Origin of the sequence: Streptomyces sp. NPDC002055 (assembly GCF_040296705.1) — a bacterium.
In the GTDB taxonomy this organism is placed as follows: domain Bacteria; phylum Actinomycetota; class Actinomycetes; order Streptomycetales; family Streptomycetaceae; genus Streptomyces.
Genome location: NZ_JBEOXS010000011.1, coordinates 128,096 through 142,379 on the forward strand (window position 1 = coordinate 128,096; position 14,284 = coordinate 142,379).

Here is a 14,284-nt window from a genome sequence, read left to right on the forward strand (position 1 = left end):
CCGCAATGATCCACTTAAATCTGCTCACTCAACGTGTCAGCAGATCTACGAGGTGCTTCCGGTTCACGGCCGGAAGCGCAGCACCTGCGGGTCGTGGTCGCTCACCTGGTCGGCGAACTCCGCGTTGACGTGGACGATGTCGTAGTCCGGCTTGCGGATGCCCCGGCTCGTCAGCATGTGGTCCAGCACCTGCGAGTTGCCGTTGAAGACGTAGCCGTACCGCTCGGCGCGCGGCAGGCGGCTCACCTGGTCGGTGAGCGCCCGGCCGGCGGTGAGGGCGTCGAGGGCGGGGGAGAAGTCGTAGTCGTTCAGGTCGCCCGCGACGACGACCCGGGCCTTTGCGTCGATGGCTAGCAGCGACTTCAGCCAGGTGTTGACCACCTTCGCCTGCGCCGTCCGCTGGGTCTCGGAGGGCCGCGCCGGAGGCTGGAACCGGCTGTCCAGGCCCTGGTCGCCGCCCTTGCTGTTGAAGTGGTTGGCGATGACGAAGACCGGCTTGCCGCGGAAGGTGAACCGGGCGGCCAGCGGCTTCCGGCTGTTCTTCCAGGCCTCGTCGGCCGGCTCGATCCGGCCGGGGTTGGCGGACAGCGCCGCGCCGCCGGCGGACTTCACCGGGGTCACCGCGGTGGTGGCGTCGCCGCCGGCCACATCGGTGAACGAGACCCGCTGCGGGTTGTAGAGGAAGGCCACCCGGATGTTGCCGCCGGGCTGGCCGCCGTCCTGGTCGTCGGCCGGGTCGATCTGGCGCCAGGCGTAGGACGGGCCGCCCGCGGCGGCGATCGCCTCGGTGAGCTTCTTCAGGGTGGCGTCGGCGGACACCACCTTGTCGTTGGTGGGGCCGTTGTCGTCCTGGACCTCCTCGAGCGCGATGACGTCGGGGGAGGAGAGGTTCTCCACGACGGCCCCGGCGAGCCGGTCGAACTTCGCCTGCGTGTCCTTCGGGGAGAGGTTCTCCACGTTGTAGGTGGCGACGGAGAGTTCGGACTCCGCCTGCTTGCGGGTCTTCTCGCGCTGGAGCTTGTTGTCCTCCAGCGCGCCGAGCGCGGTGGCCTGGACCTCGTAGCCGCCGAACTGGTCGTAGTCCAGCGGGCCGGAGGTGACCCCGGTGAGCCGGTCGCCGACGTTCGCCTGCGGGAACGGCCGCTCCGCGAGCGGGAGCAGCGAGGCGACCTTCACCCGGCCGCCGTTCTGCTGGCCGTAGGAGCCGTACAGGCTGCCGCCGCGGACCGTGCTGTTCTGCTTCGGCTCGGCCGTCACCCAGAGCTCGTTGTGCTCGCTCGCGGCGCCGACCACCCGGGCGTCCTTGACCTGGGTGAGCATGCCCTCCAGGGACTCGTACCGGTCGAGGGCGTAGCTGCGCGGGGCCAGCGGCAGCGACTCGACGTTGCCGTCCCCGCCGTCGGCCGTGGGGGAGTAACGGTTCGGCAGGGAGGCGGCGTTGAGCCGGAAGGTCTCGGGCAGCGGGTTCTTCGAGGAGGCCACCGTCCAGGTGGGCTTGCTGATCTCGGTGACCGACTGGACGCCCGACGCCGCACCGCCGGGGTAGTACTCGGTGACGGTGCCGGACACCCGCACGGAGTCGCCCACCGCCACTTCGGGGGTCTTGGAGCCGGTGTAGACGAACACGCCTTCACTGGTGGCCTGGTCGCGGTCCGGGTCCGGGTCCTGGAGCCAGAAGCCGCGGGCGGAGCCGAAGGAGCGGACGGCGGTGACGGTGCCCGGCACATCGGTCACCGTCTTACCCGCCAGCGGGGATATCCGGGTGTTGCCCTGGATGTCGTGGATACGCACATCGGCGGCGCTCGCCGACTGCGGCGCTGCCAGCAGACCGGTCGCCATGGCGGCGGCGATCAGCGCGGCGAACGTCGCCGGTCTGCGGATGGGGTGAGCGGACATCAACGTCTCCGGAAAGGGTGAGGGGTGGAGTAGAAAGATGCTCTACGCGCGTCAATGTCCTGTGTTGTCAACGGAGTTGTCAAGGGATCTCCGATGTATTGCTCCTGTCAGGTACATGAACCGGGTGGGATGGGGGGAAATCCGTCTAGGCTTGGGCGGTGCCAGACCCGCGTCCCGAGGAGAATCCCCCGATGTCCGGAGACCGCCCCATCATGCCGCCGGTGCGCCTGCCCTCGGAGGCCGAGCTGGCCCGCGACGCCCTCGCGGCCCCGCTCCTCGCCCGTGCAGTACGCCTCGCGCGCTGGGCCGGTCCGGGGACGCCGGTGGGGGCCGGCGGCGAACTTCTGGACGAGGGGCTGCGGGAGGCCGTCGCGCACCTGGGGCTCACCGAGGACGAGGACGGCCCGGCACACGCCGGGGAGGCCTGGCGGCTGGCCGTCGACACCGGGCTGGTGGACGTCGAGGAGGACGCACCGGACGGGGCCGGGGAAGCGGCCGGCGCCGAGGACGGGGCGGCCGGAACCGCCACCCCCGGGGAGGCCGCCGCGCTCGTCACCTCCGGCAGCCCCCGCGACATCCTCGACCTCTGGCTGGACGGGCTCGACACCGTCCTCGACGACGCCGCCGCGCCCGACATCGCCGACCTCGTGGAGCACATCGGCGAGGGCGGCGAGCTGGACCTCGACGCCCTGGACTGGGACCCGGAGGAGGAGGCCGACTTCCTGGACAGCGTGCTCGGCAACCTCTACCTGCTCACCGTGCTCGACGACGGCTCGGGCGACTCCGCCGTGCCGCTGCCCGCGCTGGCCGCCTCCGTGATCGTCCCCGAGGACATGGACGAGCCCACGGACGAGGTGCTGGAGGACGTGTCCGAGGCGATGATGCGGCTCGACGACCAGTTCCGGCTGCTCGCCCCCATCGGCCTCGTCGAGTACCGGCCGGTGGACGAGACGCTGATCGCGGAGCTGGGAGCGGAGGGCGGCGCGGCGCCGGACGGCGCGGCAGCGGACGACGCGGACGTCTCGCGCTACGGCATGGTCCGGCTCACGCCGCTCGGCGTCTACGGCGTACGGGCCCGGATGCTGGAGGCCGGAGTGGACGCCCCGGCCGTCGGCGATCTCGCCGACAAGGGCGCCGACGTCCTGCTGGACCGGCTGCCCGGCTACCCGGAGATGGTCGCCCAGGGGGAGCTCGAGGCGTGGCTCGCCCGGCGTGACGGCACGGACGCCACCCGTGAGCTGCTCGCGGCGGCCCGCGGGGACGATCCGCAGGCCCCGCTGCGGCGGCTCGCCTGCCAGCAGGCGCTGCTGATGGTCGGCCCGGAGGCCGCGACCGCGCTCCGCGAGGTGCTCGACGACCCGCGGCTGGGCGGTCTCGCCCGGGTGGGGCTCGCCGAGCGCGGCATCACGGATGTGCCGCCGCCGCCCCAGGACATGGTGTTCTGGCTGACGATCGACACCATCGCGGCCCAGCTCGACCGGGTGGAGGACACCGCGGAGCTGCGGGAGCTGGTCGAGGGCGTCGTCGGGCAGCACAGCGGGTTCTTCGAGGCCGCCTGGCGGGTGGACCACCCGGCGGCGGCGGAGGTCCTGGAGGCGATGGGCCGGCTGCACCCGGACAAGAAGCTGGCCAAGGAGGCGCGGAAGGCGGCCTTCAAGGCCCGGTCGGCGTCGGGGCGCTGACCGCCTGATCACCTGACCGCCAGATCACCTGACCGCCTGACGTTCGGGCGCCCGGCCCTGTGGTCGCCCCGGGGTTCCGTGGGCGCGGGGGTGCGCGGATTCTGTAGGGGTGGCCCGGCGTGGTCTTCCGGTGCGGGCTGCCGGGGCCGCCGCCGGAGCGCCCGCCTGCCGGGCCATGGTGCGATATCGGCCATTTCCTGCTGTTCTGCGTGGATGAGGGGTGACAGCGGCAGGAACGCGGAGAGGGGAACGGATCCCCTATCGGCCCGGGGATGTCGTGTCGAGTTCAGCCGCCGTTCGAGAGAGCGCGGCAGCGTGGGAGCGGCAGACCAAGGGGACAGATCCGGCCACTCAGGAGTTCACGATGCCGCTCACCCGCAGAGACTTCGCGAAGCGCTCGGCCGCCACCGGGGCGGGGGTCGCCCTCGCCGGCAGTGTCGGCGTACTGGGCACCGCCCCCGGCGCCCTCGGATCCGAGCCCGGGGACACCGGCACCGGTGAGGCCGGCGCCGGAGGGAGGACCGGCTACGGGCCGCTCGTGGCCGACCCGGACGGCATCCTCGCCCTCCCCGCCGGGTTCTCGTACCGGATCATCACCCGCAGCGGGGAGACCCGGCTGGAGTCCGGGGAGTACACCCCCTCCAACCACGACGGCACGGCCGCCTTCGAGGGCCGGCGCGGGGTGACGCTGCTGGTCAACAACCACGAGCTCAAGGGCCCCCGGGCCGACTGGGACCACCCGGTCCCGCTCACCGAGGGTCTCGTCTACGACCCGGCCGCCTCGGGTGGCTGCACGGTGGTCGAGGTGCACCGGCACGGACAGGTCGCCGAGTGGGTCGGCATCGCCGGTACGTCCACCAACTGCGCGGGCGGCAGCACCCCGTGGGGCACCTGGCTCACCTGCGAGGAGAGCGAGGACCGGGCCGGCGAGCACGGGATGACCAAGGATCACGGCTACGTCTTCGAGGTCGACCCGCAGGACCGGCGCGCCAACCGTGCACCCCGGCCGGTCAAGGCCCTGGGCCGGTACGCGCACGAGGCCGTGGTCGTCGACCAGCGGCGCGGCCATCTGTATCTGACCGAGGACGCCTCCGGCCCGAACGGCCTGTTCTACCGCTGGGTGCCGCCGCACGGCTTCCGGCACGGCCGCGGCCGGCTGCGGACGCTGGCCGACGACGCCGGGGTGCTCCAGGCGCCGAAGTGCTTCGACTCGGGCGGCCGGTTCGTCGACGACCTGTCCCGGGCCACGCGCACCGGCACGGTCTACGGCGTGGACTGGGTCGACGTGCCCGACCGGGACGCCCGGACGAAGCCGGTGCGCAAGCAGTTCGCCGACGGCGAGGTCACCCGGGGCCGCAAGCTGGAGGGCATGTGGTGGGCGGACGGCGGCGCGTACTTCGTGTCCTCCTACGCCCGGGAGGAGAGCCCGGTCGCGCACGACGGCCAGGTCTGGTTCTACGATCCGCGCCGCCGGACCCTGACCCTCAAGGTGCTGCTGGGCGTCAACCGGAACCCCGGCGAGGACGGGGCGTTCGACGGCCCGGACAACATCACCGTCTCCCCGTACGGGGGCCTGGTCATCGCCGAGGACGGCGAGGGCGTCCAGCACCTCTTCGGCGCCACGGACAGCGGGGAGACCTACCCGATCGCGCGCAACGACCTCAACATCGGCACCGCCGGGGAGCCGGAGTTCAGCGAGTTCACCGGTGTGGTGTTCTCCCCGGACGGGCGGACGCTGTTCGCCAACATCCAGGAGCCGGGGATCATGCTGGCGATCACCGGGCCGTGGCGGCGTCAGCGGTGACCACGTAGTAGTCGAGCAGCCCGGTCTCGTACGCCTCCAGGAAGCGGCGGGGCCAGAGGTACTCCAGGGGCGTCTGGGCGAGCCAGCGGTCGTAGGCCGCCCAGACGTCCTCACCGATCGAGCGGGCCGTGACGTTCCGCAGCCCGGCCGCGGCCAGGTCCTCCACGAACAGGCCGATGACGTGCGGATGGTCCAGCCGGTCCGCGTAGCTGGGCAGCAGCCCGGGAAGCGCCCGGGCCGCGTGCCGGCTCGTGGCGAAGAACGTCGCCACCGCCAGCCGGCCGCCGGGGCGCAGCACCCGGGCGGCCTCGTCTGCGAAGCCGGGCATGTCGGGGAAGTGCTGGGCGGACTCCACGGAGTAGAGGCAGTCGACGGAGAGGTCGGGCAGGGGCATGCTCTCGGCGGCGCCGCACACATAGCGGAGCCGTGAGGGCAGTTCGGTCAGGAGGGCCGCGTTCGCGTACCGGGCCCGGTCCAGCTGCTCGGGGTGCACGTCCAGACCGCACACCTCGCCGAAGCCGAACTCGCGCAGCGCGAGGGCGGCCCCGAGCCCTATGCCGCAGCCGACGTCGACGGCGTCGAGCCCCACGGTGCGGTCGAACTCGCGCAGCACGACCCGGTAGAGCTCCTGCTCGGTGCGGAGCCGGTCCTCCCCGGTGAGGGGGCGCCCGACCGGGATGTCCCGCCAGTAACCGAAGTTGATGAAGCCACCCGTGAAGGCCGGCACGGTACTGAGGTCGAACGGGCCGTAGGTCTTGTCGACCTGTTCCGGTAGCGGCTGTCGCTGCGCCATGGGGCTTTCCTCGCTTCGTCGGGGCGTCGGAGAGCCTGCCCACGTGCTCTCACCTTGCCACGCAACGCCGCGAGTTCACGACCCGGAGCCCGGGCTTCCTACGGATCCCGAACGGCCCCCGGCCCCGTACGGGCGCGGTGCCGTACAGGGGGTACGGGGGCCGGCCGGGAGCCACGGAATCGTACGAGGGCCACGGGGCCGATGAGGTCCCGGGGGCGACGGGGTCCCGGAGCCGAAGAGGCCCGGGGCAATGGGGGCCCGGAGCGTACGGGGCCGGGGTGGGCCGGTCACGGCAAGCGTTCCGCCGTGACCGGCCCACCCCGGTTCGTGATCTCCCGGCGCCCGGCGCCTCCCGGGCAGCTACAGCGCCTGCCCGCCCGGCTTGACCATGCCCCGCACCGTGCGGGAGTCGACGTACTCACCCATCGCCGTCATCTCCCATTCGCCGGAGAACTGGCGGATCAGCTTGCACATCATCACGCCCGTCCGCGGCTCCGCGCCCGTCAGGTCGAAGCGCACCAGCTCCTCGCCGGTGCCCGCGTCGAGCAGCCGGCAGTACGCCTTGGCGACCTCGGAGAACCGCTGGCCGGAGAAGGAGTTCACGGTGAAGACCAGCCCGGTGACGTTCGGGGGCAGGCCGCCGAGGTGCACGGTGATCGCCTCGTCGTCACCGCCGCCCTCGCCGGTGAGGTTGTCCCCGGAGTGCTGGATGGCGCCGTTCAGGATGGCGAGCTTGCCGAAGTAGCAGGTGTCGACCTTCTTGCGGTCGGGGCCGTAGGCGATGACCGAGGCGTCCAGGTCGATGTCCTTGCCGCGGTAGGCCGGTTCCCAGCCGAGCCCCATCCGGACCGAGCTGAGCAGCGGGGCGCCGCCCTTCACCAGGGAGACGGTCTGGTTCTTCTGGAGGTTCACCCGCCCCTTGTCGAGGTTGATCTTCCCGGTGCCCGGCGCCGGCGGGGCGGCCGGGGCCGCTGCGGGCGCGGCCGGCGCGGCGGGTGCCGCCGCGGGCTGCGCCGGAGGCTGGGGGGCGGCCGCCGGAGCGGGGGGAGCGGCCGGCTCCTCGACGCTCACGCCGAAGTCCGTCGCGATGCCCGCCAGCCCGTTCGCATAGCCCTGGCCGACGGCGCGGGCCTTCCACGCTCCGGCCCGGCGGTAGACCTCCATGACCACCAGGGCGGTCTCCTCGCTCAACCGGGGCGGGGTGAACGTGGCCAGCACGCTGCCGTCGTCGGCGCTCCGGAGGGTCGCGGTGGGTTCGGTGCCGGAGAAGGTCGCCCCGGAGGCGTCGAGGCTCGCCGTCACGACGATCTTCTCGATGTCCGCGGGGACGGCGGCGGTGTCCACGGTGACCGAGTCCGGCCCGGCTCCGCCGCCCGCCCGGTGGGTCACCCCCGGGCCGTTGGGCTGGTTGTAGAAGACGAAGTCGTCGTCCGAGCGCACCTTTCCGTCCGCGGTGAGGAGCAGGCCCGACACATCGAGACGGACCGGGGCGCTGACGTCCACCACCACGCGGGGGACGGACAGCGGAATGTTCGAGCCAGGGGTCATTGCGGTCATGTCCGGGGTAACGAGCGAGACGGGTTTACGGTTCCATTACCTTCCGGCTGCCTTCCTCCGCCGTCTCCCGCGGCCGTCCGCCCGGCTTCCGCGGCCTCCCGCAGCCGTCCGCCGTCTCCCGCGGCCGTCCGTGGCCTTCCGTGACGGGCCGGATCCGCCGTCCGCCGGCAGGGCGTACCGGCCACCGCACCTCGACAGGCGTCCCCGCCGCGGCGCGTCCGCCCGAGGCCTTCGTCGCGGCCGGAGGCCTGGGTCATGACCGGAGATCTGGGTCGTGATCGGGCACTTCGCGGCGTCAACGGCGCTCCGGAGCCGGGCGGGTGGGGCACCCGGGAGCCGATCCGGAATCCAGGATTCTCCCGCGGGTTCCGTCAGGAGGAGCGCCCGGTTTCGGGGTGGAAGGCCGGAATGCAAGGCTCTCCGGCGCGTCGGAAAGTACCCTTCGGTGGTCTGCCAAGGTCGCACGCGAAGGATTTGCGCGGCGCTCCGACGGGGGCCGGACTTTTCCGTCCGGGGTGCCGGCCACGCTTTCCCTGCCGGCGCGCGACACCCCTCCCGCGCCCGGATCTACCGTGCTGACCTGGGTGATCGTCCACTCGCTTCCCGGGGCGACGGCTGCGGCGGCGGGGAAAACCCTCCTGCCTTAAAGCTTCATTAAGCCTTAAGGCTGCTTTATGGGAGGGAGTGGCGGAGTGCCCTCGGAGGCAATTCTCCGGCAGATTCGCGCGATTATTTTCCGGGGGCCTTGAAACGAAGCGCGACTCCCTCCGTATGAGAACGCGGAACGCCCAGAAAAGGAGTCAGACATGGCACACAAGAGGACCGTCAGCCGCAAGAAGAAGCTCGCCCTGCTGGTCGGCGCCTTCGCCCTCGCCGGCACCGGGGCCGGGGTGATGGCGGCGACCAGTAACGCCAGCACCGGCATGGCGTCCGGTGCGGGCGGTGCGGAGGCGAAGGGTGAGGTCGTCTGCGCGGGTTCGACGGTGACGTTGTCGGGTGAGGGCGGGGCTCCGGGTGCGACGAGTGGTGAGTTCCCGGTGGGGACGAAGCTGAAGGTGACGAACCTGGACAACGACAAGTCGACGACGGTGTCGGTGACGGGGCCGTCCGGTAGCTGTGCGCTGTTGAACAACGCGGCGTTCGAGGAGGTCCGGGAGCCGGGGAAGAACCTGATCCGCAACGCCCGGATCGAGCGCGTGGGTGAAGGCGGCGAAGGCGGCGGAGACGCGGGCCAGTCCGCGGAACAGCCCCCGGCGGACGGCGCGGGCAACGGCGGCGCCGCGGACGACGCGGGTGCGGGAGCCGACGCGGGCGGTGCGGAGGCGAAGGGTGAGGTCGTCTGCCCGGGTTCGACGGTGACGCTGTCGGGTGAGGGCGGGGCTCCGGGTGCGACGAGTGGTGAGTTCCCGGTGGGGACGAAGCTGAAGGTGACGAACCTGGACAACGACAAGTCGACGACGGTGTCGGTGACGGGGCCGTCCGGTAGCTGTGCGCTGTTGAACAACGCGGCGTTCGAGGAGGTCCGGGAGCCGGGGAAGAACCTGATCCGCAACGCCCGCATCGAGCGCGTGGGCTGAACCCCACGCTCGGAAACCGGACTCCCGGAGACCGGCCCCCGCGACCGCATCACGGTTGCACCGGAGGTGCACAGGCGCTCACTTCGCACGTGACAGCCTGTGCACCCCGTGCGCCCGCCCCGGCAGGGCGCCCCCACGCCCCCACGCCCCGCGCCCCGCGACCGCCTCCGCACCGAAGGCGACCGTCGAGCCGATCGCCGAGGCACCCCGCACGCCCCGCCGCCGCCTCACCCGGGCCGGAGGAAGCCGGACTCGTAGGCGGCGATCACCGCCTGGGTGCGGTCCCGCACCCCGAGCTTGGTGAGCACCCCCGCCACATGCGTCTTGGTCGTCGCGGGGCCCACCCGGAGCCGTTCGGTGATCTCGGCGTTGGACAGCCCCGACGCCATCAGCCGCAGCACCTCCGCCTCCCGGTCGGTGAGCCGGTTCAGCCAGGGCGCGCCGGGGCCGCCCGCCCGGGGTGCGGGCGCGTGCTCGGCGGCCAGTGCCCGTACCGCGGCCGGGAACAGCAGCGAATCGCAGCGGGCGACCAGCCGGACCGCCTGCACCAGCTCCTCCGCCCCCGAGCGTTTGAGCAGGAAGCCGCTGGCCCCGGCCCGCAGCGCGTCATAGACGTAGGAGTCGTTCTCGAAGGTCGTCACCACGACCACGCGCGGCGGTTCCGGCATGGTGCGGAGCAGCTGTTCGGTGGCCCGGATGCCGTCGATCTCCGGCATCCGCACATCCATCAGCACCAGATCCGGGCGGAGTTCACGGATCAGCGGCACCGCCTCCGCGCCGGTCGCGGCCTCCCCGACGACCGTCATGTCCGGCTCGGCCTCCAGAATCGCCCGCAGAGCCGTCCGGACCAGCTGCTCGTCGTCGGCGAGCACGATCCGCAGGGGCGTCACCGGGCCCCTCCCGTCGGCAGCCGCACCGCGAGCCGCCACACCCCGTCGTCCTCCCCGGCCCGTGCGCTGCCGTGCAGCAGGGTGGCGCGCTCGGCGATGCCCCGCAGGCCGCGGCCGCCGCCCTCGTCCGGAACGCGGTCCCGTGCGGGCACCGGATTCTCCATGGTGATCTCCAACTCCTCTTTCTCCACCGCGATCCGCAGGCGCACGGGCACCTGCCCGGCGTGCCGCAGCGCGTTGCTCAGGCCCTCCTGCACGATCCGGTACGCCTCCCGGGAGACCGTGTCCGGCAGTGCCCCGAGCTCTCCCGAGACCGAGGGGGCGATGGTCACGCCCGCCGCCCGGGTGCGGAGCAGCAGTTCGTCCAGCTCCGCCAGCGTCGGCCCCAACGGCAGTGCGGCCGCCCGGTCCCCGTCGTCGTCCTGCCGCAACAGGCCCAGCACGGCGTCCAGTTCACCGACGGTCCGCCGGGCGGTCTCCTCGATGGCGGCCAGTGCCTGCCGGGCGAACGCGGGATCGGCGTCCAGCACCCGGCGCGCCGCGCTCGCCTGCAGGCTCACCGCGCTCAGCGCATGCCCCACCGAGTCGTGCAGTTCCCGGGCCACCCGGTTGCGCTGTGCCAGCACCGTGGCCCGCTGCTCGGCGGCGGCGAGCCGGTCGGAGGGTGTGGGCCCCAGCAGCACGCGGGCGGCGCGGCCGAGCAACTCGGCGGTCGAGACGGCGACCCCCGCCAGCGCGATCAGCATCGCCACGCCCGAGAGCGGGGACAGGACCCACTGCGCGGGGCCGTCGAACGCCGCGAAGCGGACCAGGTCGTGGTGGCGCAGCCGCTCCGAGAACGGCAGCAGCGTGAGGGCGAACGCGAACGGCGGCACCGCGAGGCTCATCCCGCTGATGACCCCGCCGACCCCGAAGTGCAGGGTGCACCAGGCCACGGTGCGCAGCCGCGCCCCGGTGCTCCGGGCCGGGCCGCTCGCCAACTCGGTGGCCGGGATTCCGTGCAGTGCGTGCAGCAGTCCCAGCGAGAGCGGCCGGGAGAGCGGGAGGAGCGCGCTCATGGCCACGATGGGCAGGGCCACGGCGAACGTCGTCAGCACGGTGGCGAGGGAACCGAAGGGCTCGTCCTCGCCCAGCAGTGGTCCCACCAGCACCGAGGACGCCAGGTAATACGGCATCAGCATGGCGCCGCCGAACACCAGATGGGCCCAGCCCGTCCGCGCCCGCGGCCCCAGGAACACGTCGGCACTGCGGAGAAGGGCGTTCACGGCGTACGACGTCGCGCCGCGCGCCCGGCGGGGCAACGGGCGGCGACGACGGGCATCCCGGCGGTCATCCGGACAGCGTAGGCCAGGCTCCGCGACGGGGTGAGCCGCTCGGCCGCGCCGCGGCGTCCGGTCCGGCCCGACGGCCGGGGCGCCACCGGCCGTTCCGGCCGCGGCCGGAGACCGGGCGGAGCCGAGGGGGATCTCGTCCATGCCCGCAACTCTCGCGGGGCGTCCCCGGCCGCGCCTCGGCCCCGGTGAGGATCCTGCTCCGCCGCATGGGGGAGGCCGGGTCAGCTCCGGCGGGTGGCCACGAGCAGCCGGTCGCGGGCGGCGAACAGGGCCTCCCGGACCGTCCGTTCGTGCTCCGCTGTCAGCCGGGCCGCCGGCACCGAGCAGCTGATCGCGTCCCTGGCCGGGGTGCGGTACGGCAGCGCCGCGCCGAAGCAGCACAGCCCCAGCGTGTTCTCCTCGCGGTCCACGGCGTACCCCCGCTCCCGGATGCGGTGCAGCTCCTCGATCAGCTGCTCCCGGTCGGTGACCGTGTGCTCGGTCAGCGGGGTGAGCGCCGCCGGGAGCATCGCCCGCACCTGCTCGTCGGAGTACGTGGCCAGCAGCGCCCGGCCCAGGGACGTCGAGTGCGCGGGCAGCCGGCGCCCCACCCGGGGGAAGGGCCGCAGGTGGTGCCGGGACTGCCGGGTCGCGAGGTGGACGACGTCGGTGCCGTCCAGCCGGGCGAGATGAACCGTTTCGCCGGTGTCCTCCGCCAGCCGGTCCAGGGCCGGGCGGGCGGCGGCCACCACCTCGTCGCCGTCCAGGTACGCGGTGCCGACCAGCAGCGCGCGGACGCCGATGCCGTACCGGGTGCCCGTCGCGTCCGTCTCCACCCAGTCCAGCTCCACCAGGGTGCGCAGCAGCATGTAGAGGCTGGACTTGGGGTAGCCCACGGCCTCCTGGACGGCGGCCAGCGGGTGCAGGCCGGGGCGGCTCGCGAAGAACTCCAGCAACTCCACGGTGCGCACCGCGGACTTCACCGGAGCCCCGCCCGTCTCCGCAGCCGGCATCGGCCTTGACCCCCTCGTTGGCCAGGAATACTGTCCCCGGAGCATTCATCATCAGGAACAACGTTCAGCCTATCGAACGACCTGTGGGCACGCGGAAGGATGCGCGGTGACAGCAGCAGTCTGGAGTGTCGACCCCAGGACCGGGAAGCAGCGGGAGCAGGTCGCCGTCGAGGCCACACCGGAGGAGGTCGACCGGACGGTCCGCGCCGCCGACGCCGCGGGCCCGGCCCTCGCCGACCGGGCCGTCCGGGCCGCGTTCCTGCGCACCGCCGCCGACCTCCTCGACGCGGCCGGCGACTTCGTCGTCGAGGCCGCCGACGCCGAGACGGCGCTGGGGCCCGGCCGGCTCACCGGGGAACTGGCGCGGACCACCCACCAGCTGCGTGCCTTCGCCGAGGCCGTGACGGAGGGCGCGTTCCTGGACATCCTCATCGACCGCGCCGATCCGGACGCGGTCCCCGTGCCCCGCCCCGACCTGCGCCGCTACAAGGTGCCCCTCGGGGTCGTCGCCGTCTACGCGGCGAGCAACTTCCCGCTGGCGTTCTCCGTGCCGGGCGGGGACACCGCCAGCGCGCTCGCCGCGGGCTGCCCCGTCGTCGTCAAGGCGCACCCCGACCACCCCGCCACCTCCGAGCTGTGCGCCTCCGTGCTGCGCCGGGCGGCGGCGCGGCACGGGCTGCCGGAGGCGCTGGTCGGCCTGGTCCACGGCTTCGACGCCGGGGTGGAGCTGGTACGGCACCCCCGGGTGGCCGCCGCCGGGTTCACCGGCTCCGTACGGGGCGGCCGGGCCCTCTTCGACGCCGCCGCCGCGCGCCCGGTGCCCATTCCCTTCCACGGCGAGCTGGGCAGCCTCAACCCCGTCGTGGTCACCGAGGCCGCGGCGGCGGAGCGGGCCGAGGAGATCGGCACCGGCCTCGCCGGGTCGATGACCCTGGGCGTCGGACAGTTCTGCGTCAAGCCGGGCCTCGTCCTGGCCCCCGCCGGGGCGGCGGGCGACCGCCTGGTGCGCTCCCTCACCGAGGCCGTCAGCGACACCACGGAAGGGGTCCTGCTCGACGCCCGGATGCACGAGGCCTTCGTCACCGGCGTGCGGGAACGGAGCGCGCTGCCCGGCGTCGAGAGCCCGGTGACCCCGGGGGAGAGCGGCGAGAACGCCGTCAGCGCCGGCTTCCTCACCGTCCCGGCCACCCGGATCGCCGCGGGCGACGGCCACGAACTGCTGCTGGAGGAGTGCTTCGGCCCGGTCACGGTCGTCGCCCGGTACGCGGACGCGGCGGAGGTGTCCGCGGTCCTCGCCCGGCTCGCCGGAAACCTCACCGCCACCGTCCACCTCGGCGCGGAGGAGGCCACGACGAGCGACGGGCCGGCCGCGCGGCTGCTGGCCGAACTCACCCCGCTCGCGGGCCGGCTGCTGGTCAACGGGTGGCCCACCGGGGTGGCCGTCGCCCCGGCGCAGCACCACGGCGGCCCGTACCCGGCCACCACATCGGTCTCCACCTCGGTCGGCGGCACCGCCGTCGAACGCTGGCTGCGGCCGGTCGTCCACCAGAACACCCCCGACCCGCTGCTGCCGCCGGAGCTCCGCGACGGAAACCCCCTCGGGCTGCCCCGCCGGGTCGACGGCCGCCCGGAGCGCTGAGCGGTCCGGGACACCGGCGCGAGGGGAACGGCGGGTGACTCGGAACGCCGAGTCGCCTGAATCGCAGGGCGACCCGAGAGAGCCGAGCCGCCCGGAGGGCCCGTGCGCTGAGGCCCTCCC

Annotated in this window: 10 protein-coding genes; 4 read left to right on the plus strand and 6 right to left on the minus strand. The window is 73.4% G+C overall.

Going from position 1 to position 14,284, the window contains the following annotated elements; genetic code table 11:
• Positions 1 to 63 precede the first annotated feature (63 nt).
• Positions 64 to 1,896 (minus strand): DUF8508 domain-containing protein, encoded by a 1,833-nt coding sequence (locus tag ABT112_RS09310; RefSeq protein WP_351507311.1) that lies wholly within the window; start codon positions 1,894 to 1,896, stop codon positions 64 to 66.
• Positions 1,897 to 2,087: 191 nt separating this feature from the next.
• On the opposite strand from ABT112_RS09310, the gene ABT112_RS09315 reads away from it, so the two are divergent.
• Entirely contained in the window at positions 2,088 to 3,578 is a 1,491-nt protein-coding gene (locus ABT112_RS09315; RefSeq protein ID WP_351507314.1) for a hypothetical protein, read from the plus strand.
• Positions 3,579 to 3,942: 364 nt separating this feature from the next.
• Positions 3,943 to 5,382, plus strand: a complete 1,440-nt coding sequence (locus tag ABT112_RS09320) for an alkaline phosphatase PhoX (RefSeq protein ID WP_351507316.1) — start codon at positions 3,943 to 3,945, stop codon at positions 5,380 to 5,382.
• Here ABT112_RS09320 and ABT112_RS09325 read toward each other — a convergent pair.
• Together ABT112_RS09325 and ABT112_RS09330 are read right to left on the minus strand one after the other, a co-directional pair.
• The gene (locus ABT112_RS09325; RefSeq protein WP_351507318.1) at positions 5,354 to 6,175 is read right to left on the minus strand and encodes a class I SAM-dependent methyltransferase; all 822 of its coding nucleotides are present in this window, start codon (positions 6,173 to 6,175) and stop codon (positions 5,354 to 5,356) included. The genes ABT112_RS09320 and ABT112_RS09325 overlap by 29 nt on opposite strands.
• A gap of 360 nt (positions 6,176 to 6,535) precedes the next feature.
• Positions 6,536 to 7,723, minus strand: a complete 1,188-nt coding sequence (locus ABT112_RS09330) for a TerD family protein (RefSeq protein ID WP_351507375.1) — start codon at positions 7,721 to 7,723, stop codon at positions 6,536 to 6,538.
• Positions 7,724 to 8,538: 815 nt separating this feature from the next.
• Between ABT112_RS09330 and ABT112_RS09335 the strand changes: the two genes are divergently transcribed.
• A complete protein-coding gene (locus ABT112_RS09335; protein WP_351507319.1) occupies positions 8,539 to 9,309 on the plus strand; it encodes a DUF5979 domain-containing protein in 771 nt (256 codons plus the stop codon).
• Positions 9,310 to 9,536: 227 nt separating this feature from the next.
• Here the strand turns inward: ABT112_RS09335 and ABT112_RS09340 are convergent, their stop codons facing one another.
• The 3 genes from ABT112_RS09340 to ABT112_RS09350 form a co-directional block, all read right to left on the minus strand.
• Positions 9,537 to 10,199, minus strand: a complete 663-nt coding sequence (locus tag ABT112_RS09340; RefSeq protein WP_351507320.1) for a response regulator transcription factor — start codon at positions 10,197 to 10,199, stop codon at positions 9,537 to 9,539.
• Positions 10,196 to 11,464: a sensor histidine kinase gene (locus ABT112_RS09345; protein ID WP_351507322.1), complete on the minus strand. Its 1,269-nt coding sequence runs from the start codon at positions 11,462 to 11,464 to the stop codon at positions 10,196 to 10,198. Before ABT112_RS09345 ends, ABT112_RS09340 begins: the two co-directional genes overlap by 4 nt.
• Positions 11,465 to 11,754: 290 nt before the next feature.
• A complete protein-coding gene (locus ABT112_RS09350) occupies positions 11,755 to 12,525 on the minus strand; it encodes an IclR family transcriptional regulator (protein WP_351507324.1) in 771 nt (256 codons plus the stop codon).
• Between the two features lie 106 nt (positions 12,526 to 12,631).
• Between ABT112_RS09350 and ABT112_RS09355 the strand changes: the two genes are divergently transcribed.
• Positions 12,632 to 14,164, plus strand: coding sequence for an aldehyde dehydrogenase (NADP(+)) (locus ABT112_RS09355; protein ID WP_351507326.1), 1,533 nt, complete (start codon positions 12,632 to 12,634; stop codon positions 14,162 to 14,164).
• The last annotated feature ends 120 nt before the right edge of the window (positions 14,165 to 14,284 follow it).